The sequence below is a fragment of the Rhodoplanes sp. P11 genome, from assembly GCF_964266735.1.
Classification (GTDB): Bacteria; Pseudomonadota; Alphaproteobacteria; order Rhizobiales; family Xanthobacteraceae; genus Rhodoplanes; species Rhodoplanes serenus.
Map to the genome: position 1 here is coordinate 1 of NZ_CAXWGY010000018.1, position 20,760 is coordinate 20,760.

The 20,760-nt window shown below is 72.1% G+C and carries 18 protein-coding genes; 7 read left to right on the plus strand and 11 right to left on the minus strand.

Going from position 1 to position 20,760, the window contains the following annotated elements:
• Window positions 1-277 precede the first annotated feature (277 nt).
• Window positions 278-1,093, plus strand: coding sequence for a 4-hydroxy-tetrahydrodipicolinate reductase (gene dapB / locus ACFQUV_RS16815; protein ID WP_129608860.1), 816 nt, complete (start codon window positions 278-280; stop codon window positions 1,091-1,093).
• A 133-nt stretch (window positions 1,094-1,226) separates the two neighbouring features.
• Here the strand turns inward: dapB and typA are convergent, their stop codons facing one another.
• From typA to ACFQUV_RS16830, 3 genes are all read right to left on the minus strand, one after another.
• A complete protein-coding gene (typA, locus tag ACFQUV_RS16820; protein ID WP_129608861.1) occupies window positions 1,227-3,053 on the minus strand; it encodes a translational GTPase TypA in 1,827 nt (608 codons plus the stop codon).
• Between the two features lie 180 nt (window positions 3,054-3,233).
• Window positions 3,234-4,835, minus strand: a complete 1,602-nt coding sequence (locus tag ACFQUV_RS16825) for a TAXI family TRAP transporter solute-binding subunit (RefSeq protein ID WP_129608862.1) — start codon at window positions 4,833-4,835, stop codon at window positions 3,234-3,236.
• A 229-nt stretch (window positions 4,836-5,064) separates the two neighbouring features.
• Window positions 5,065-6,183: a site-2 protease family protein gene (locus ACFQUV_RS16830; RefSeq protein WP_129608863.1), complete on the minus strand. Its 1,119-nt coding sequence runs from the start codon at window positions 6,181-6,183 to the stop codon at window positions 5,065-5,067.
• A gap of 118 nt (window positions 6,184-6,301) precedes the next feature.
• Between ACFQUV_RS16830 and ACFQUV_RS16835 the strand changes: the two genes are divergently transcribed.
• The 3 genes from ACFQUV_RS16835 (at window position 6,302) to ACFQUV_RS16845 (ending at window position 8,031) form a co-directional block, all read left to right on the plus strand.
• A complete protein-coding gene (locus ACFQUV_RS16835) occupies window positions 6,302-6,604 on the plus strand; it encodes a 4a-hydroxytetrahydrobiopterin dehydratase (protein WP_111388621.1) in 303 nt (100 codons plus the stop codon).
• Window positions 6,605-6,701: 97 nt separating this feature from the next.
• Entirely contained in the window at window positions 6,702-7,097 is a 396-nt protein-coding gene (locus tag ACFQUV_RS16840; protein WP_371851701.1) for a YkvA family protein, read from the plus strand.
• 313 nt (window positions 7,098-7,410) lie between these two features.
• Window positions 7,411-8,031 (plus strand): invasion associated locus B family protein, encoded by a 621-nt coding sequence (locus ACFQUV_RS16845; protein WP_129608966.1) that lies wholly within the window; start codon window positions 7,411-7,413, stop codon window positions 8,029-8,031.
• 361 nt (window positions 8,032-8,392) lie between these two features.
• On the opposite strand, the gene ACFQUV_RS16850 is transcribed toward ACFQUV_RS16845, so the two are convergent.
• From ACFQUV_RS16850 to ACFQUV_RS16885, 8 genes are all read right to left on the minus strand, one after another.
• Window positions 8,393-10,444: a hydantoinase/oxoprolinase family protein gene (locus ACFQUV_RS16850; protein WP_129608864.1), complete on the minus strand. Its 2,052-nt coding sequence runs from the start codon at window positions 10,442-10,444 to the stop codon at window positions 8,393-8,395.
• Between the two features lie 2 nt (window positions 10,445-10,446).
• Complete coding sequence (locus ACFQUV_RS16855) at window positions 10,447-12,108, minus strand: hydantoinase B/oxoprolinase family protein (RefSeq protein ID WP_129608865.1); 1,662 nt, start codon at window positions 12,106-12,108, stop codon at window positions 10,447-10,449.
• Window positions 12,109-12,200: 92 nt separating this feature from the next.
• Window positions 12,201-13,517, minus strand: coding sequence for an aspartate aminotransferase family protein (locus ACFQUV_RS16860; protein WP_129608866.1), 1,317 nt, complete (start codon window positions 13,515-13,517; stop codon window positions 12,201-12,203).
• 89 nt (window positions 13,518-13,606) lie between these two features.
• Window positions 13,607-14,314 (minus strand): ABC transporter ATP-binding protein, encoded by a 708-nt coding sequence (locus tag ACFQUV_RS16865; RefSeq protein ID WP_129608867.1) that lies wholly within the window; start codon window positions 14,312-14,314, stop codon window positions 13,607-13,609.
• Window positions 14,301-15,038, minus strand: a complete 738-nt coding sequence (locus ACFQUV_RS16870) for an ABC transporter ATP-binding protein (RefSeq protein ID WP_129608868.1) — start codon at window positions 15,036-15,038, stop codon at window positions 14,301-14,303. The genes ACFQUV_RS16865 and ACFQUV_RS16870 overlap by 14 nt, the downstream gene beginning before the upstream one ends.
• On the minus strand, window positions 15,035-16,006 hold the full coding sequence (locus ACFQUV_RS16875; protein ID WP_129608869.1) for a branched-chain amino acid ABC transporter permease: 972 nt from the start codon (window positions 16,004-16,006) through the stop codon (window positions 15,035-15,037). The genes ACFQUV_RS16870 and ACFQUV_RS16875 overlap by 4 nt, the downstream gene beginning before the upstream one ends.
• A 3-nt stretch (window positions 16,007-16,009) precedes the next feature.
• Window positions 16,010-16,885, minus strand: coding sequence for a branched-chain amino acid ABC transporter permease (locus tag ACFQUV_RS16880; RefSeq protein WP_111388240.1), 876 nt, complete (start codon window positions 16,883-16,885; stop codon window positions 16,010-16,012).
• 147 nt (window positions 16,886-17,032) lie between these two features.
• Entirely contained in the window at window positions 17,033-18,184 is a 1,152-nt protein-coding gene (locus ACFQUV_RS16885; protein ID WP_129608871.1) for an ABC transporter substrate-binding protein, read from the minus strand.
• Window positions 18,185-18,348: 164 nt separating this feature from the next.
• On the opposite strand from ACFQUV_RS16885, the gene ACFQUV_RS16890 reads away from it, so the two are divergent.
• The 3 genes from ACFQUV_RS16890 to ACFQUV_RS16900 all read left to right on the plus strand — a co-directional run bounded on the left by ACFQUV_RS16890 (window position 18,349) and on the right by ACFQUV_RS16900 (window position 20,748).
• A complete protein-coding gene (locus ACFQUV_RS16890; protein WP_165363862.1) occupies window positions 18,349-19,149 on the plus strand; it encodes an IclR family transcriptional regulator in 801 nt (266 codons plus the stop codon).
• A gap of 115 nt (window positions 19,150-19,264) precedes the next feature.
• Entirely contained in the window at window positions 19,265-19,564 is a 300-nt protein-coding gene (locus ACFQUV_RS16895; protein ID WP_129608873.1) for an antibiotic biosynthesis monooxygenase, read from the plus strand.
• The gene (locus ACFQUV_RS16900; protein WP_129608874.1) at window positions 19,561-20,748 is read left to right on the plus strand and encodes an iron-containing alcohol dehydrogenase; all 1,188 of its coding nucleotides are present in this window, start codon (window positions 19,561-19,563) and stop codon (window positions 20,746-20,748) included. Before ACFQUV_RS16895 ends, ACFQUV_RS16900 begins: the two co-directional genes overlap by 4 nt.
• Window positions 20,749-20,760 lie beyond the last annotated feature (12 nt).

The window sequence follows — 20,760 nt, forward strand, 5'->3', positions numbered from 1 at the left end:
CCCAACGACAATCCGCTGCTCCCCATCGCGACACTCCGATCAGCCCGAAGTGTCCGACATGGAATCATGCGAAGCCCCCACTACGGAAGAGCTGCCGACACCCCCGAGTCACTCCGCCGCACCACGATGTGTGCATGCCCTAGCCCGCAAGCGGGGAGAGGGAGAGCCGCCGCCGTGCCTCGGAAGCTGGAAGCGGCTGTCCCTGCTGAAAGCCGGCGTCCCTGTTGTCCGCCCCCGTGCCCCTCCTCTATACCGACCCGACAGGCAGGAGGGCGCGATGAGCGATGTTCGACTGATCGTGGCGGGAGCGGGCGGCCGCATGGGCCGCACCCTGGTGAAGGCGATCGCCGACGCGCCGGGCGTCGTCCTGGCGGGCGCCGTCGACGCGCCGGGCTCGGCGGCGCTGGGCCGCGATTCCGGCGAGCTGGCCGGCCTCGGGCCGAACGGCATCGCGGTGACGGCCGATCTGGCCGCCCTCGCGGACGGCGCCGACGGCGTCGTTGACTTCACGCTGCCGGCCGGCTCCGTGGCGCTCGTCCGCCAGACCGCGGCGACGGGCCTGTTCCACGTGATCGGCACCACCGGCTTCTCGGTCGCCGACGAGCAGGTGATCGCCGAGGCGGCGCAGCGCATCCCGATCGTCAAGTCCGGCAACATGAGCCTGGGCGTCAACCTCTTGGCGGCCCTCGCCAAGCGGGTGGCGGCGACGCTCGACGAGGACTTCGACATCGAAATCCTCGAGATGCATCACAACAAGAAGGTCGACGCGCCGTCCGGCACCGCGCTGCTGCTCGGGCAGGCGGCGGCGGCGGGGCGCGGCATCGACCTCGCCACCCGCTCGGAGCGCGGCCGCGACGGCCACACCGGCGACCGCCGGCGCGGCGACATCGGCTTCGCGTCCCTGCGGGGCGGCACCGTGGTGGGCGAGCACTGGGCGATCTTCGCCGGACCGGCCGAGCGCATCGAGCTGGTCCACAAGGCCGAGGACCGGATGATCTTCGCGCGCGGCGCCGTGCGGGCCGCGACATGGGCCAGGGGCCGCGCCCCGGGCCTGTACTCGATGATGGACGTCCTCGGCCTAGCCGACGTCTGACACTGTGCCGGGTGATCAGCGCACCGTCATTCCGGGGCGCCGCGCAGCCGCGAACCCGGAGCTCTCGGCGGGATTCCGGATAGCCGCTTCGCGGCTTCCGGAATGACACCGAATGGATCAGCCGGATCTCGTGTCACACGCCTTCGGCGACGCGGCGGCGCTCTTCCTTCTTGCGCTCGTTGGGGTCGAGGATCTTCTTGCGAAGCCGGATCGACTTCGGCGTCACCTCGACCAGCTCGTCGTCCTGGATGTAGGCGAGCGCCTTCTCCAGCGTCATCTTCATCGGCGGCGTCAGCCGCACCGCCTCGTCCTTCGAGGTGGTGCGGATGTTGGTGAGCTTCTTGCCCTTGAGCACGTTCACCTCGAGATCGTTGTCGCGGGTGTGCTCGCCGACGATCATGCCCTGATAGACCTTCCAGCCGGGCTCGATCATCATCGGGCCGCGGTCCTCCAGGTTCCACAGCGCATAGGCGACCGCCTCGCCGGCGTCGGTGGAGATCAGCACGCCGGTGCGACGCCCCTGCACCTCGCCCTTGTAGGGCGCATAAGCGTGGAACAGCCGGTTCATGATGGCGGTGCCGCGGGTGTCGGTCAGCAGCTCGCCCTGGTAGCCGATCAGGCCGCGGGTCGGGGCGTAGAAGACGAGCCGGGTGCGGCCACCGCCGGACGGCCGCATCTCGATCAGCTCGGCCTTGCGCTCCGACATCTTCTGAACGACGACGCCCGAGAACTGCTCGTCGACGTCGATGACGACCTCCTCGATCGGCTCGCGCAGCTCGCCGTTCGCCTCGTCGCGCTGGAGCAGCACCTTGGGGCGCGACACCGACAGCTCGTAGCCTTCGCGCCGCATGGTCTCGATCAGGATGCCGAGCTGAAGCTCGCCGCGGCCGGCGACCTCCATCGAGTCCTTCTCGTCCGACTCGCTGACCCGCAGCGCCACATTGCCCTCCGCCTCGCGCAGCAGGCGGTCGCGGATCATGCGGCCGGTCACCTTGTCGCCCTCGGTGCCGGCGAGCGGCGAGTCGTTGACGCGGAACGTCATCGACAGCGTCGGCGGATCGATCGGCTGGGCCGGCAGCGGCTCCGACACCTCGGGGGCGCAGATGGTGTGGGCGACCGTCGCCTCCGGCAGCCCGGCGACCGACACGATGTCGCCGGCCACCGCCTCGTCGATCGGCTGGCGCTCCAGGCCGCGAAACGCCAGCACCTTGGAGATGCGCCCGCTCTCGACGATGCGGCCGTTGCGGTCCAGCACCTTGGCGGCCTGGTTCGGCTTGATGCTGCCGGAGGTGATCCGCCCGGTAACGATGCGGCCGAGATACGGGTTCGATTCGAGGATGGTGCCGAGCATGCGGAACGGCCCGTGCTCGATGGTGGGCGGCGGCACATGCTTCAGCACCAGATCAAACAGCGGCGTCATCGAGTCCTTCGGACCCTCCAGGCTCGGCGCCATCCAGCCTTCCTTGGCGGAGCCGTAGAGGATCGGGAAGTCGAGCTGCTCCTCGGAGGCGTCGAGCGCCGCGAACAGGTCGAACACCTCGCCGGCGACGACGTCGGGCCGGGCGTCGGAGCGATCGACCTTGTTGATGGCGACAATCGGCTTCAGGCCGATCTTGAGCGCCTTGGACACCACGAACTTGGTCTGCGGCAGCGGGCCTTCGGCGGCGTCCACCAGCACGATGGCGCCGTCCACCATGTTGAGGATGCGCTCGACCTCGCCGCCGAAATCGGCGTGGCCCGGGGTGTCGACGATGTTGATGCGCACGTCCTTCCAGACGATCGAGGTCGCCTTGGCCAGAATCGTGATGCCGCGCTCGCGCTCCAGGTCGCCGGAGTCCATGGCGCGCTCGGTGACCCGTTGGTTCTCGCGGAACACGCCGGACTGCTGGAGCAGCCGATCGACCAGGGTGGTCTTCCCGTGGTCGACATGGGCGATGATGGCGACGTTGCGCAGCGTCATAGGCGTCCTTTGGAAACGGAACGCGGGCCTCGTGGCCCGCGAAAGTTGCGCGGAATATAATCGAGGCCCGGCCGGAGGCAATGCCGACCGCCGGTTTCATCGATCTTTCACACGCGGGTTCGCGCAATCCGCCCGGCCGAGCAGCAACCTCTCGTTGTGCCGCGCGCGGCGTCGGGCCGGTCAGGACGGGTCGGAGGCTGAGGCGATGCGCAGCGGCGCGACGGAGCCGCCCGGCGCCTCGGGGCGGAGCGCGGCGGCAGCCGGAGATGTCGGCGGGCCGGCGAGCGCCGCCCGGCGCGCCGCGATGGCGCCGCGGGCCTGATCGAGGGCGAGCGAGAAGGCGGCGAGCGAGCCGTGGTCGAGGGCACTGCGGTCTCCCGGCAGCAGCACCCGCTTCAGGATGATGTCGATCTCGGCCTCCAGCGCCGCAACATCGTCGAGACTCCCGGCCGACCGCGCCCGCTCCAAGATCCCGACGAGCTGCTCCAGCAGGCGCTGGCGCCGGCCGCGGCTGTCGGCGCGGAAGTGGCTGGCCAGCCAGGCGAGCCCGGAGCCGACGCCCGACACCGCCATCACGCCCAGATAGATGAAGTCGCTGTAGCGATCGAAGAAGGTCTGCTGCTCGTTGTCGATATAGGCGGCGGCCCCCGGATGCGCCGGCACCGCGGCGTCGCGGTCGGTGTCGGGCTTCTCGATGCGGGCCGCCATCGGGAACTCGCCGGAGAGCGTCTGCCGCACCGCGAAGATCTGCCGGGTGAGATCCGCCACCGTGTCGTCCGGCACGCTGCGCCGCGCCACGATGTAGTGCTTGAAGCCGACGGTCTCGACGTTTTCGGCCGGCTGCGGGGTCTGGCCGCCGAACACGCCGGCCTTCAGCTCGGCCTCCTCGTAGGCCGGGGTGCGGGCCGCGATCGCCTCGGAGGCGCCGATCTCCAGGAAGGTCGGGCCGGTGCGGCCGTTGCTGGCCGCCGCCACCACGCCGGCCACCTGCGGGCTGGCCACCGGCCCGAGCGCCAGGATGGCGTCGACCGGGTTGGCCCGCAGCGCGGTGGCGAGGTCGCGGGCGTCGAGCGGCACCACGGTGACCTTCTCGGTCGGGACCTGGTACTGGCGCAGGATGGCGTCGAGCAGCTCGCGGTCGCCGACGCCGGGGCCGACCAGGCCGATGCGGCGGCCCGCCAGATCCTCGATGCTCTCGATCCGGGGCGGAGCGGGAGGCGGCGGGGCCGCGGAAGGGGCGGCAGCCTTGCGCTTGCGACCGCTCGATGGCGGTGGCGGCGCGGGTGCCGGCGGCGGCGGAGCGGCGCGGGCGCCGCCGGCCGCCAGCGAGCCCTCGGCCGGCACCACCAGAACGGCGACATTGTCGTGCAGCACCACCACGGCCCGGGCCGAGCCCGGCAAGGCGACGTCGCGGCGCACCACCGCGACATCGGCCTCACGGCCCTGGAGGGCGCGCGCCGCCTGGGCGGGCCCCTCCTTGACCACCGGCACGAGGCGGACCGCGGCGCCGCGGTCGCGGGCGAACTGCTGGGCCATCGCCTGGATCAGCCGGGCGTCCTCCCCGCCGGCCGGGCCGACCGCGATGCGCAGCGTCGTCGGACGGTCCGAGAGGTAGAACACCGCCGCCACGCCGCCCACTGCCAGGAACACCCCGAGCAGCAGGAGCGACGGGCTCTGCCGCAGCAGCACCCGCAGGCGCCGCTGCGCCCGGCCGGAGCGCACGCCGGTCCGCCGGTCCCGAACCACCAGCGTGGCGGCGATACGGCGCAGCGGCGAGGGCATGCGGGAGGGCTCCGGAGGGAGGATCGCGGCTCGTTCCGCTGATGTGGTAGCAGCCCGAGGTCACCGAAAGAGGGCGGCGGCGGGGCAGCAGCGGCCGCTTTCGCGGCAGACGGTAAACTCCGCATGCCCATGGCCGGCCGGTCCGAAGCCAGCCGAGAGTCACAAGCTTGCCGCGGGATGACGTGTTTCGCTGGGTTCCGACGGCCACCTGATCACCCGGAAACAGGCATCAGATGCCGGTGGCGGGTCCCCACGGGCCGACCCGCGCGTCGCGCGGCAGCGCCTCGCGCACCATCAGCATCTCGCCGATGGTCTCCGAGGTGACGAGGCCGACCAGCCGCCCGGCCGCATCGACGATGCCGACGGCCGGCTTCTGCTTCTCCTGCAAGGTGCGGAAGGCGTGCTCCAGCCGGCCGCGGTGGCTCATCAGCGGGACGTCGACGGTCATCACGTCGGCGACGGCCGCATGCGGACCGACCTGCTTGAGGGCGCGGATCATGTCGGCCCGGCTGAGCACCCCGACCAGCCGCCGCTGACCGTCGACCACCGGGAACTCCTGCTGGCTGGTGCGCAGCAGCGTCTCGATCGCCGCCTCGATCGGCTCGTCGGGCGCCAGCGTCGCGAACTCGGTGATCATCGCGGCCGACACCGGCACGTCGCGCGACATCGCCCGGATGGCGACGAGCTGCGCCTCCGAGGAGGCCGCCAGGTACACGAAGATGGCGATGAAGATCAGCAGCGGATTGCCGAACAGCCCGATGAAGCCGAACACGAAGGCGGCGGCCTGGCCGATCCAGGCGGCGATCTCGGTGGCCCGCACATGGCCGAGCTTGATCGCCAGCAGCGCCCGTAGCACCCGGCCGCCATCCATCGGGAACGCCGGGATCATGTTGAACAGCACCAGGAAGATGTTCACGGCGGCGAGCCGGTCGACCATCGCGGTCGCCGAGCTCTCCATCGCGGCGAGATTGCGCACCGACGGGTCGGCGCCGAACAGCACGATCAGCAGCGCCGCGATGACGACGTTGACCATCGGGCCGGCGACCGCCACCAAAAACTCCTCGCCGGGGGCCTCGGGGATGCGCTCCAGCCGCGCGACGCCGCCGATCGGCAGCAGCGTCACGTCGGGCGTCGCCACCCCGAAGGTCCGCGCCGCGAAGATGTGGCCGAACTCGTGCGCCAGCACGCAGGCGAACACCAGCAGCATGAAGACGAGGCCGCTCCACGCCGCGTCGATGCCCCCCTGGGTCCAGCTCGCCGCGAAGATCCAGACGAGGAACAGCACGAAGGTGACGTGGATGCGCACCGCCGTTCCGGCGATCGAGCCGATGTTCACCGACCACGTCATGCCTGTCTCCTCGCGTCCCTCTTGCCGCCGACGCTCGCACTCCAGATATGATCGCTCGGGGCCAGCCACCAGACGGCGCCCCGACACACGATGCACCGCGACAGCGACGGAGGGCGCGATGACGCAACGACTGAGCGCCGAGCGGCGGCGGGAGGCGCTCGCCGCCCTGCCCGGCTGGCAGGAGGTGGCCGGGCGCGACGCCATCGCCAAGACGTTCACGTTCGCGGACTTCAATGCCGCCTTCGGCTTCATGGCGCGGGTGGCGCTCGTCGCCGAGAAGCTCGACCATCATCCGGAGTGGTCGAACGTCTACCGCACCGTGGCGGTGACGCTGGCGACCCACGACGCCGGCGGCGTCACCGAGCGCGATGTCGCGCTCGCCACCGCGATGGAGCGCATCGCGGCCGGGTCGGGCGGCTGAGCCGGCCATCGCGCGGCGCGGCGGCGCCTTGCGGCCGCCGTCCCGGCACCTATCTGGTGGTGCGGCTGCTGCGGACAGCCGGTCGACGAGAGAGACGATGATCGACGTCATGGGCATGGGCCGGGGAGCGGCCGGCGGGCATGCGGGACCCGCGGACGCCGAGGCACGGGCGCAACGCGACGAGGACACGGTGCGGCGCGGCTTCTGGCCGAAGATCCGCCGTGTCGCGGCGCGGCTGCCCTTCGCCGAGGACCTGATCGCCGCCTACTACTGCGCTCTCGACCGCGGCACCCCGCACCATGTCCGCGTCGCGCTGCTCGGGGCGCTCGCCTATTTCGTGCTGCCCGCCGACCTGATGCCGGACCTCCTGCCGGCGCTCGGCTTCACCGACGACGCCGCCGTGCTGGCCGGGGTGGTGCGGCTGTTCTTCACCCACCTCACACCCGAGCATCGCACCGCCGCCCGCCACGCCCTCGACGAAATGGCGCGCTAGACCGCGAATCGGGGGAGCGCGGCGCACGGGGCACCGCGTCGCCGGTCGGCCACGATCTCCGGGACCATCGCCCTAGGCGCGGGCGGCGGCCTGGGGTAGCATGCCGGCCGTCCGGGATTGTTGCGGGCTGATAATGGGATACGATGTTTGCGAAGGCGCCGCCCGCGGCGGCGCGCGCCGGCGATTCGAGCGAGGAGCCACGATGGCCGTGCGGAGGCCGCCGGTGCCGAACCACCCGATGCGCGAGCGAGGCCGCACGCGCACCCTCCTGCTGGCCGGTGGTGCCGCGCTCGCGAGTGCCGCGCTCCTGCTGATGGCGGCCGGACCGGCCGCCGCCCAGCAGCCACCCGGTCAGCCCGCGGCCCCGCAGGCGCAGCCTCGCCCGGCGCAGCCGCCACGGCCGAAGCCGCCGGCCCAGACGCCAGCCGCTCAGCCCTCCGGGCAGCCGCCGCGCGCCCCCACGGTGCCGGCCGCCGCGGCCGGCGGCGCCGGGGCGCAGCTGCTCGGCCAATTCGGCAGCTGGGGCGCCTACACGGCGAGCCCGGGCGGCCGCAAGGTGTGCTTCGCGCTCGCCAAGCCGAGCCGGGCCGACACCGACCCGCCCGGCCGCCCGCGCGACCCGACCTTCCTGTTCATCGCATCGCGCCCCGCCGAGAAGGTGAAGGACGAGGTCTCGGTGATCTTCGGCTACGGCTTCAAGCCCAATGCGGATGCGGCCGTCGAGGTCGGCGGCGCCAGCTTCGCCATGTACACCCAGGCGGATGGCGGCTGGATCAAGAACGCCGCCGAGGAGCCGCGCCTGGTCGAATCGCTGCGCCGCGCCGGCGACGCCGTCGTGAAGGGCGTGTCGGCGCGCGGTACCGGCTCGACCGACGTCTACTCACTCAAGGGGCTCGCCCAGGCGCTCGACCGCGTCGCCCAGGAATGTCGCTGACGGCGGGTTCGGTGAGTGGCGGGTGCCGCTGATCGCCGGCTCTGCTCCCGCTACGCATCTTGTCATGCGGCCGTCCGTCGCGGCTGCGGTCATCCGCCCATTCGTGATCCAGGCCGGTTCCGGTGGCGTAGCACTCCTATCGCAACCGCCGACCCGGAGGACCTCCCATGGGCTACTTCAACGAAGCAAGTCTGCAAGAGCGTGCCGCCATCGCCATCACGGCCGCGCTGACGCTGCTGCCCCTGGTCGTGTACGTCGGGTGAGCACGACGTGATCTGATCCGCGCCTCGACCATTGGACAACGAAGCCCCCGGTGGACCCGCCGGGGGCTGTCACGTCGCCATTCCTCGACCGCGTCGCATCAGCCTTCGAGGCCGACCGCGATATCGAGCCAGCCGCGCGCATCCACGCGCAGACGGTCGGCGCGCCCGATCCGCACCGTGGTGGTCTCCGCCTCGATCAGCGCCGGCCCGACGATGCGATCGCCGGGCTTCAGCGCATCGAAGCGATACACCGGCACCTCGGCCCAGCCCTCCAGATAGACGCGGCGCCGCCCGTGCGGCACCGCGTCCGCCTCGCTCGCCATCGCCGCCGCCTCGACCGCGATCGCCGGCACGCTCCCCACGGCGGCGACGCGGGCATTGACGAACACCACCTCCTGGTCGGGCGAGGCGTAGGTGTAGAGCGCCTCGTGGCGGCGGTGGAAGCGCTCCTCCAGGGCCTCGACCAGCGTCGGCGATGCGAGATCGAGCCCGTCGAGATCGACGTCGATCTCGAAGATCTGCTCGCCGTAACGCATCTCGGCCGACCGCTCGAGGCGCACCGGGCCGTCGAACCAGCCCCGCATCCGCGCCGTCGCCTGCTGCTCCAGATCGCCGAACACGTCGCGCACCGCCGCGACGCTGGTGCGGCCGCTCGCCGCGATGCTGGTGCGGCCGACCTCGTAGCGCAGGTCGCTCGCCAGCATCCCCCAGGCGGACAGCACCGACGCGGCGACCGGCACCACGACGCGCGGAATTTCCAGCTCGCGCGCCACGTCGGCGGCATGCAGGCCGGCGGCGCCGCCGAAGCTGAGCACCGCGAAGCGACGCGGATCGACACCGCGGCGCAGCGTCATCAGACGGATGCCGTCCGCCATGGCGAGATTGACGACGCGGTGGATGCCGGCCGCCGCCTGCTCGCGCGACACGCCGAGCTTTTCCGCGATGCCGTCGACCGCCGCGGCGGCGGCGGCCGCATCGAGCCGGCGGGCGCCGCCCATGAAGGCGTCGGGATCGAGATAGCCGAGCACCACATTGGCGTCGGTGACGGTCGCGGCGGTGCCGCCGTTGCCGTAGCAGGCCGGCCCCGGCTGCGAGCCGGCGCTGGCCGGCCCGACATGCAGGGTGCCGCCGGCATCGACCGCGGCGATCGAGCCGCCGCCCGCCGCGATGCTGGCGATGTCGAGGCTGCGCAGCGCGATGCGCTGGCCGGCGAGGCCGGCGTCCGCCGTGAGCATCGCCTGGCCGTCGACGATCAGCGAGATGTCGGTGCTGGTGCCGCCCATGTCGAACGGCACCAGATCGGCGATGCCGAGCAGCTCGGCGCAGCGCCGGCAGCCCGAGATGCCGCCCGCCGGCCCCGACAGCACGGTGCCGGCAGCGAGCCGCGACGCCTCCTCGACCGGCGCCATGCCGCCATGGGACAGCACGATGAACAGGCTGCCGGCGAAGCCGGCGGCGGCCAGCCGCCGCTCCAGATTGCCGAGATAGTGCTCGACCGCCGGCCCCACATAGGCGTTGACCACCGTGGTGGAGACGCGCTCGTACTCCTTGATCTGCGGCCACACGTCGCTCGACCGCGACACGTAGACGTCGGGCAGCGCCCGCCGCAGCCGCTCCACCGTGGCGATCTCGTGGGCCGGATTGCGGTAGGCATGCAGGTAGCACACCGCGACCGACGTGGCGCCGGCGCGGCGCACCGCCTCGATCGCCGCGTCGAGCGAGGCGATGTCGAGCGGCACCCGCACGGCGCCGTCCGGCCCCAGCCGCTCGCGCACCCCGAAGCGGCGCTGGCGCGGCACCAGCGGCTCCGGCGGCGGCGAGCGCAGATCGTAGCGGTCGCCCTTCAGGCCCTCGCGCATCTCCAGCACGTCGCGGTGGCCCTCGGTGGTGAGCAGCGCCACGGTGGCGCCCTTGCGCTCCAGCAGCGCGTTGGTGGCGACCGTGGTGCCGTGGACGAGACGCCCGGTGCGGGCGAGCAGATCGCCGCGGGCGAGGCCGAGGCGGCGCGCCAGCTCGTCGAGCCCGGCCATCACGCCGAGGGACTGATCCTGCGGCGTGGACGGCGCCTTGGCGAAGACGACACGGCGGTCCGGCCCGATCGCCACCAGATCCGTGAAGGTGCCGCCGACATCGATGCCGATCGCGTACATGGTCAGTGCTCCTGCGCGCCGGCGTCGACGAGGCCCTGCTCGACATCGCGCCGCTGTGCCGCGGCGGTGCGCTCGGCCGGCGGCCCCCAGCCGCCGCCACCGCCCGAGCGGATCTCCAGGACGTCGCCGGGTGCCAGCACGATGCCGGCCTCCTTGGTCTTCAGCACCCGCGGCGGCCGGCCGGCCGAGACGAGGCGGTAGTCGTGCGGCGCACCGTCCTCGCCGCCGTGCAGCCCGCAGGCGCCGTGGCGGACACCGTCGCCCGCCGTGTTGGCGAGCGCCGGCCGCTCGGTCTCGACGACGAGATCGAGGGCGACACCGAGGCCGCCGCGATGACGCCCGCGACCGCCCGAGCCGGGGCGGAACTCGTGCCGGCGGAAGTGCAGCGGAAAGCGCACCTCGGCGACCTCGATGGAGCCGAACTTGATGCCGCCCGCGGTGTGCCACTCGCCGATCGACGACCAGCCGTCGCCGCCCGGCGAGGCGCCGCCGCCCGGGCGCGCCTGGAACATGTGCCAGATGAAGCCGCGATGGCTGCGCGGGTCCTCGCCCTTGATGGCGAGGCGGAAGCGGCGGCTCCAGCCCGCCATGGCGCGGTCCGGGCAGCAGCCGGCGAGCGCCTTGATCACCGCCTCGACGATCTCGTTGGACGGGTGGCTGGTGCACAGCGTCACCGGCCGGCCGGGATCGGCCCACACGATCGTGCCCTGCTTCGCCACCACCTTGAGGGGCCGCAGGGCGCCGTCGTTCTTGGGCGTCGCCGGATCGATCAGATAGGCGAAGGCCATCGCCACCGCGGCCTGGGTGTTGGCATGCGACGAGTTGACGAAGCTGTCGGCCTGCGGGTCCGAGTCGCTCAGATCCACCTCGATGTCGCTGCCGCGCTTGGTCACCGTCGCGGCGATGCGCAGGTTCTCCCGGCCGCGACCGTCGTCGTCGAGGAACGCCTCGCCGTGGAACACGCCGTCGGCCCAGCCGGCAACGACGGCGCGCGCCTGCTGTTCGGCGGCGTCGAGGATGGCCTCCACGGCGGCCTCCACCACCGCCGTGCCGAACTCGGCGAACAGCCGCTCCAGCCGGCGCTGGCCGAGATGGGCGGCCCCCACCATGGCGGCGAGATCGCCGCGGAAGTCGCGGGCGTTGCGGACGTTGAGGGCCAGCATGTCGAGCAGGTCGTCGCGCGCCCGCCCGCCCTCGTGCAGGCGCAGCGGCGGGATGCGCAGCCCCTCCTGCCAGATCTCGGTCGCCTCCGGATTGTAGCCGCCATGGGTGGCGCCGCCGATGTCGCTCTGGTGCGCCCGCACGACGGTCCAGAAGAACCGCCGCCCGTCGGCGAACACCGGCACGAAGGCGGTGAGATCGGGCAGATGGCTGCCGCCGTGATAGGGATCGTTGAGCAGCATCACGTCGCCGGGCACGATATCGGCGAAGCGCGCCTCGACGGCGCGCACCGCCCAGGGCAGCGCCCCGACATGCACCGGGATGTGATCGGCTTGCGCCACCAGGCGGGCGCGGGTGTCGCAGATCGCGATGGAGAAATCGCGGCTGGAGTTGAGGATCTGCGAGTAGGAGGTGCGCAGCATCGCCTCGCCCATCTCGGCCACGATGGACGACAGCCGGTGCTGGATGACGGAGCGAGTGATCGGATCGACCGCGGTGGACATGGAGGGCCTTCGTCGTCGACACGGGATGGACGGTGGCGCGGCGGCGGCGCCGTCGGGTCACACGATACGGGAGCTGGAGATCCGTTCGGCCGTCACATCGCCGCGACCTCGGCGAGCGAGTCGGAGATGGCCGCCACCACGGTCTCGATGTCGTCGTCGGTCATCGGGGTCGACAGCGCGATCAGCCCGTAGCCGGCGGCGAGCACGCCGCGGTTCAGCAGTTCGAGATTGAGGCGCGCCAGCCGGGCCGCCTCGGCAGGCGTCTGCCAAGCGCTGCGATAGTCGCGCACCGGCCGCTCGGTGAAATGGATCTTGGCGAGCGAGCCGAGCCCGACGGCGCGGCCCGCCACACGGTGGCGCGCGAACGCCTCGTCGATGCCGCGGCGCAGCCGCTCGCCGATGGCGTCGAGCCGCGCGAAGGCGGCATGGTCGAGGAGCTGCATGGCGGCGAGCCCGGCCCGCATGGTCACCGGATTGGCCGAGAAGGTGCCGCCGTGGGGCAGCGCCGGCTTGCCGGCGGTCGGATCGAACACCGCCATCACGTCGGCACGGCCGCCGACGGCGCCGACCGGGAAGCCGCCGCCGATGATCTTGCCGAGCGTCGTCAGGTCGGGGTCGATGCCCCACAGGCCCTGGGCGCCGGTGTAGCCGAGCCGGAAGGTGATCACCTCGTCGAAGATCAGCAGCGCGCCGACCTCGTGGGCGACGTCACGGAGGGCTTCGAGATACGCCTTGTCGGCGGGCACGAGGCCGGCGCGGTTCGGCATCGGGTCGACCAGGATGCCGGCGAGATCGGCGCCGTGCTCGCGCACCAGCGCGACCGCCGCGTCGGTGTCGTTGAAGGGCAGCGTCAGCGTGTCGGCCAGCACGCTCGCCGGCGTGCCCTTGGCGTAGGCGACCGACACCGGCGCATTGCCGCCCCAGTCGGCGGGACCGGGATCGAGACTCACCTCGGCGTAGTCGTAGGAGCCGTGATAGGCGCCCTCGCACTTGGCGATCTTGGGCCGCCCGGTGAAGGCGCGGGCCGCCTTGAGGGCCATCATCACCGCCTCGGTGCCGGAGTTGCAGAAGCGGATCTGGTCGACGGCGGGCAGGCGCGACACCAAGAGCTCGGCCAGATCGATCTCCGACTCGGTCGGCAGGCCGAAGGCGGAGCCGAGCGCGATCTGCGCAGTCGCCGCCGCCACCAGCGCCGGATGGGCGTGGCCGTGGATCAGCGCCGTGAAGTTGTTGATGCAGTCGATCCGGGCGACGCCGTCGACGTCGACCACTCGGCAGCCCTCACCACGCGCCGCGTAGATCGGATACGGCTTCATGAACACCGTGGTGCGGGTGTTGCCGCCCGGCAGGCTCGCCTGGGCACGCCGGGCGAGCGCCTGCGAGCGCGACGACGGGTCCGGATAGGTCATCTCGTGTGCTCCTCGCTGCGGCATCATCCGACGATCTTGTTAGATCGCATGGTCGACGGCGAACCGAGTTCCCTTCGCCGGACCATGCTCTAGCGGCCCAGATAGGCTTGGCGGACGCGCACGTCCTGGCGCAGATCCGCGGCGGCGCCCGCCAGCACGATGCGGCCGTTCTCCAGCACGTAGCCGCGATCGGCGACGGCGAGCGCCAGCACGGTGTTCTGCTCCACCACCAGGATGGTCAGCCCCGCCGCCGCGATCTCGCGGATGCGCTCGTAGACCTCCTCGGCGAGCCGCGGCGCCAGGCCGAGCGACGGCTCGTCGAGCAGCAGCATCCGGGGGCGCGCCATCAGGGCGCGGCCGATCGCCAGCATCTGCTGCTCGCCGCCCGACAGCGACCAGCCGAGCTGTCCGCGGCGCTCGCGCAGCCGCGGAAACAGATCGAAGACGCGGTCGAGATCGGCCGTATAGGACTGCCCCCAGCGCCGCCACGGCGTGGTGCCGAGGATCAGGTTCTCGGCGACCGTCAGCCCGGGGAACACCCGCCGACCCTCCGGCACATGGGCGATGCCGAGGCGCACCCGCGCCTCGGCGGCGCGGCGGCCGAGCGGCTGGCCGTCGAAGCGAATTTCGCCCGAGCGCACCGGCGCCAGGCCCGAGACGGTGCGCAGCAGCGTCGTCTTGCCGGCCCCGTTGGCGCCGATCAGCGCCACCGTCTCGCCCGCCGCGACCGCGATCGAGAGACCGTGCAGCACCACGTTCTCGCCATAGGCGACGACCAGGTCCTCAGCCGCCAGCATGGACATAGCCCTCGCCCAGATAGGCGGTGAGCACCGCCGGATCGGTCTGGATCTGTGCCGGCGGTCCCTCGGCGATGCGGCAGCCGAAGTTGAGCACCAGGATGCGCTCGGCGAGCCGCATCACCATCCCCATGTTGTGCTCGATCAGCACCACGGCGATCCGGTGGGTGGCGCGCAGCTCGGTCAGCCGCTCGATCAGGTGCTCGACCTCGCCGGAGTTGAGGCCGGCGGCCGGCTCGTCGAGCAGCAGCAGGCGCGGCTCGCCGGCCAGCACGCGGCACAGCTCGACCATGCGGCGCCGCCCGTAGGAGAGCGACCCGACCGCCTGACCGGCCTCGGCGGCGAGCCCCATGCGGTCCAGCACCGCGTGCGCGGCGTCGCGCAGCGCCGCCTCGCTGCGGTCGCGGCGGATGGCGGCGCCGACCATCACGTTCTCCAGGACGGAGAGGCGATCGAACAGCCGCCCGTGCTGGAAGGTGCGGCCGAGCCCGGCGCGGATGCGCGCGTGGGTCGACGCCCGGGTGATGTCGCGGCCGTCGAGCAGGACCTTGCCGGCGGTCGGGTAGACGAGCCCGGTGAGCACGTTCAGGAAGGTCGACTTGCCGGCGCCGTTCGGTCCGATCACGGCGACGAACTCAGCCGGCGCGACCGCGAGGTCGACGCCCGACAGCGCCATCAGGCCGCCATAGCGCATGGAGACGCCGGTGGCGTGCAGGAGCGTCATGGCGCGCCTCGCGGGGTGGCGGCGGCGCCGCGGCGAAACCGGAGACGAGCGGCCATACGCACCAGCCCGATCAGGCCGGTCGGCAGGAAGATCAGGATGACGAGCATCATCAAGCCGAAAAAGGCGAGATACGCATCGCCGAGACCGCGCAGCCACTCGGGCAGGAAGGTCAGCAGCGCGGCGCCGATCACCGCACCCACGACCGTACCCTCGCCGCCGACGATCAGCATGGCGAGATAGACGATCGAGTGCGCGTAGTTGAAGTCCTCCGGCGCGACGAAGCGGACATGGGTGGCGAACAGCACGCCGGCGAGACCCGCGGCGGCCGCCGACAGGCACAGCGCCGCCACCTTGGTGCGGGTGACGTCGATGCCGGACATGCGGGCCGCGGTCTCGTCGTCGCGCACCGCCATCATGGCGCGGCCGTGGCGCGAGCGTTGCAGCGCCACCGCGGCGGCGGCGACCACCGCCAGCGCCACCAGCCCGAGCCACAGGAAACGCCGCTCGTCGTCGATCACGAGGCCGGCGACCGCGAACGGCGGAACGCCGGAGATGCCGTTGGTGCCGTTGGTCAGCGCGATCCAGTTGGCGGTCACGATGGTGAAGCTGACATTGAGCCCGAGCGTCGCCAGCGCCAGGTAGTGGCCGCGCAACCGCAGCAGCGGATAGCCGATCAGCGCCGCGAACAGCGTCGTCACCGCGACCCCGACGGGCGCCGCGAGCCACGGCGACCAGCCGAGCTTGGTGGTGAGGATCGCCAGCGTGTAGGCCCCCATGCCGACGAAAGCGGCGTGGCCGAGCGAGATCAGCCCGGCGAGCCCGAAAGCGACGTTGAAGCCGATCACCGCGACGGCCGAGATCACCGAGAGATTGAGAAGCCGCAGGCTGTAGTCGGCGAGCCCGAGGGAGAGCAGGCCGCCGCCGGCCAGGATCGCCACCGCGGCGAGGAGGCTGTCGCGCACCCGCATCGCTCAGCCCCGGTCCTGGATGCGCTCGCCGAACACGCCCTGCGGGCGCACCAGCAGGAACAGGATCATCGCCCCGAAGGCGATCAGATCCTTGTAGGCGGACGACACGTAGGAGGCGCCGAGCAGCTCGGCGAGGCCGACGAACAGGCCGCCCGCGATGGCACCCGGCAGGCTGCCGAAGCCGCCGATGATGGTGGCGGCGAACGCCTTGAGGGCGATCGGATCGCCCATGTTGACGTCGGCGAACCACATCGGCCCGAGCAGCAGGCCGGCGATGCCGGCGAGCATCGCGGCCAGCACCCAGGACAGCGCCAGCAGGCGATTGACCGGCAGGCCCATCAGCCGCGCCGCCTCGACATCCTGGGCCACCGCGCGCATGCCGATGCCCAGCGCGGTGCGGTAGAACAGGAGCCAGATCAGGCCGATCAGCAGCGCCGTCACCGCCACCACCATCACCGCATGGGCGGTGATCATGGCGCCGCCGATCTGGAGCATGATGCCGTCGAGCGGCGACGGCAGCCGGAACGGCCACGAGCCGAAGCCGAGCAGCACGGCGTTCTGCATGACGATGCCGATCGCCACCGTGCCGATGATGATGGTGACCACCGGGCTCTTCCGCAGCGGCAGGTAGACCAGGACGAAGAACAGGACCCCGAACAGCGCCATGGCGGCGAGCGCCGCACCGTAGCCGAGGCCGAGCGGCAGCGCCCCCTGGGTGATCATGCCGACGCCCGCGAAGGTGCCGAGCATGACGAACTGGCCGGCCGCGAAGTTCACCACGCCGGTCGCCGCGTAGACGATGACGAAGCCGATGGCGGCGAGCGCGTAGACGCTGCCGAGCGCCAGCCCGTTGACGCACAGTTGGATGAAGTCGGCCATGTCTCGCCTCGCGCTCTCGTCTCGCGCTGGTGTCGCGGGTGGTCGACGGGCCGCACGGCGCCCTCGCGTCGCGTGCGGCGACGGCAGAGTTCAGAACCATGCCGGCGGGCACGCCGGCGCGCTGCGCCGACGCGCCGGTGCGTCGGGTCAGTCGACCTTGACGGTCTGCACCAGCTCCAGCGTCTTGGTGCCGGGCTTGGCCTTGACGACGGCGAGGTCGCGCACGCCGTTGCCCTTGGCATCGAACCCGTAGACGTGGCCGATGCCGGGCCAGTCGCGCAGGCCGGCGATCCAGTCGCGCAGCGCCTTGGGATCGAGCCCGACCTTGCGCATGCCCTCGGCCATGATCAGGGCGCCGTCGTAGTAGGCGAGGCCGTAGGGGTCGGCATCGGTGCCGAACATCTTGCGGTAGCGCTCGACGAAGTCCTTCATGCGGTCGCCGACGCTCGCATCCATGTAGGCGTCGACGACGCCCCAGACATTGACGAGATCGGCCGGCGACAGGAGTTGCAAGGCGGCGGGCACCAGCGCGGCCGACGAGGTGACGATCGGCATCTTCAGATCGAGCATCTTGGCCTGGCGCAGCAGCAGCGCGCCGTCCTGCGGGTAGTTGAACAGCACCAGCACGTCGGCGCCCTTGGCGCGCAGGCTCAGCATCTGGGCCGAGAAGTCCTTGTCGTTCTGCCCGTACGCCTCCATGCCGACCACCGGGGTGCCGGCGGCCTCGAACTGCTTCGCCGCCACGTTGGCGCCGCCCTGGCCGAAGTCGTTCTGGATGAAGAGAATGCCGGGCTTCTTGGCGTTCAGGATGGTGGTCGCCGCGGTCACCATGCCGCGCGCCGCGACCGAGTCGGCCGGGCGGATACGGAACATCCACTCGTTGCCCTGCTCGGCCACCACGTCGGCGCCGCCCGCATACATGGCCGGCACGCCGATCTTCTTCAGCTCCGGCGCCACCGCGAGGTTCTGGGTCGAGTAGCTCGACAGGAAGTAGAAGGCCGGCTTGGTCTCCTGGGCGAGCTTCATGAAGGCGTTGACGGCGGTGCTGTTGGACGCCTGGGTGTCCTCGAACACGATCCTGATCTTGCGGCCGCCGATGCCGCCCGCCGCGTTGATGTCCTGCTCGGCCATCCGCAGCGAGTTCAGATACTGCTTGCCGGTGAGCGACAGCGGCCCGGTGGTCGGCACCGTGGCGCCGATCAGGATGTCGCCCTGCTGGGCGAGAGTGGCGGCCGGAAGCGCCGGCGCCAGGGCGGCGGCCAGCGCGAGCCGCAAGACGGTCTGTCGGGTCAGTGTCATCGGACGTCTCCTCCACGGGCGCCTGCGGCGCGGCCGTCGTGATGGTGGCGGCGATCTCTGCGGATCGCTTGACGAATTCCGATATTCGGAATATCATTCCACAAATCGTTACTGACGATACGGGCTGCTCCGGTCCGTGTCAATCGGGCCGCGAGGATGCGACATTGGGTACCGACGCGACGGGTGCCGACAGGGAGAGCGACGGTCCGCTCGACCGCTACATGACGGTCCTGGAGCTGATCGCGGCCTTCCCGGGCAAGCTGACGCTCGCCGAGGTGGCGACACTGCTCGACCTGCCGAAGACGACGGCGCACCGGCTGCTGAAGGGGCTCGTCAAGGCGCGGCTGGCCAGTGGCGGCCAGGGCGGCCGCGCCTACGACATCGGCGACCGCCTCGCCCGGCTGCTGCACGCCACTGCGGCGGACGGCTGGCTGGAGACGCTGGTGCGGCCGGTGCTGGAGCGGCTGGCCGGCGACTCCAACGAGGCGTGCTATCTGACGCGGCTGGTGGGAGATCGCGTGCTGGTGGCGATCTCGCAGGCGCCCGAGGTGCGCTGGCGCAGCTACGTCCAGCCCGGCATCGAGATGCCCCCGCACGCGGCCGCCAGCGCCAAGGCAATCCTGGCGTTCCAGGACGACGCGCTGATCGCGTCGGCGCTCGCGACCGAGCGGCCGAAGCTCACCGTCAACACCCGCACCGAGCCGGCGTGGATCACGCAGGAATACGCCGCGGTGCGCCGGCAGGGCCACGCCACCTGCATCGGCGAGATCGACGAGGGGCTCGCCGCCATCGCGGTGCCGGTGCGCCAGCCCGACGGCGCGGTGCTGCACGCGGTCGCCATGACCGGGCCGCTCCAGCGCATCATGAACGGCGAGCTGCCGGGGCGGCTGCGCGCCCTGACGGACGCCGCCGAGGCGCTCGCCGGCAAGCTGGCGCTCGGCGCCCGCGCCGCCGCGCGGCCCTGAGGCGCGCCGCAGCGTCGCCGCACCATCAGCGCCTCGCGGCGCCCGCACGCCGTGGTGTCGGGCGCGGCGTTGCAGTACGGTCGGGGCGCCGCCCTCCTCGCGTGGAGCCCGACCGATGCACGTCACCCTCGTCCATGTCGTCGTCAAGCCCGAGGCCGTCGACGCCTTCATCGCCGCCACGCGCGCGAACCACGAGGCGTCGGTGCGCGAGCCGGGCAACCGCCGCTTCGATGTCCTCCAATCGCCGGACGATCCGGCCCGCTTCGTGCTCTACGAGGCGTATGCGAGCGCCGCCGAGGCCGCCGCCCACAAGCAGACGCCGCACTACGCCGTGTGGCGCGATACCGTCGCCCCGATGATGGCGGCGCCGCGCGAGGGCGTGCCGATGCGCGGGCTGTTCCCGAGCACACCATGATCGCGCCGTTCTCCATCGCCCGGCTGCCGCGCATCGTGTTCGGCGTCGGGGTCGTCAAGCAGTTGCCGGACCTCGTCGCGGCCTACGGGTCGCGACTGCTGCTGGTCACCGGCACGCGCTCGTTCCGCGCCTCGCCGCAGGCCGCGCCGCTGCTCGCCGGCTTGGCGGCGCAGGGCTGCACCATCGACACCGTCGAGATCACCGGCGAGCCGTCGCCCGAGATGGTCGACGATGCGGTGCGCAGCTTCGGGGGGCGCGCCATCGACGTGGTGGTCGGCATCGGCGGCGGCAGCGCCCTCGATGCGGCGAAAGCCATCGCCGGGCTGCTGCGGCCCGGCACCTCGGTGATGGACCATCTCGAAGGCGTCGGACCGGAGGCCCCCTATCGCGGCCCGACGACGCCGTTCATCGCGGTGCCGACCACCGCGGGCACCGGCTCGGAGGCGACCAAGAACGCGGTGCTGTCACGTCACGGCCCGGACGGCTTCAAGAAGTCGTTCCGCGACGAGGCGCTGGTCGCCGCGGTGGCGGTGGTCGATCCCGATCTCCTGGCCGGCTGCCCGCCGGAGCTGATCGCCGCCAACGGCATGGACGCGCTGACGCAGCTCCTCGAATCCTTCGTGTCCAGCCGCGCCAACCCGCTCACCGACGCGCTGGCACTATCGGGCCTCGCCGCGGTGCGCGACGGCCTTCTCGCCTGGCACGACGGCGGCGCCGCGGCCGCCGCGGCGCGCGCCCGCATGGCCTATGGGTCGCTGCTGTCCGGCGTGTGCCTGGCGCAGACCGGGCTCGGCGCCGTGCATGGGCTCGCCTCGCCGCTCGGGGCGTTCTTCCCGATCCCCCATGGCGTGGTGTGCGGCACCCTGATGGCGGCGGCGACGCGCGTCAACATCGCGGCCCTGGAGGCGCGGGCGCCGCAGAGCCCGGCGCTGGCGAAATACGCCGCCGTCGGGCGCCTGCTGTCCGACCGCGACAGCCGCGACGTGCGCGACGATCGCGCCCGCCTGGTCGACCTCCTCGAGGCGTGGACGGAGCGGCTGGCGCTGCCGCGTCTCTCCGCGCTCGGCGTCGCCGCCGCGGACGTGCCGCGCATCGTGGCCGCGAGCCGCGGCTCCAGCATGAAGACCAACCCGGTGGTGCTGACCGACGACGAGATCGCCGGGCTTCTCGCCGCACGACTGTGAGGCGAGAGGCCG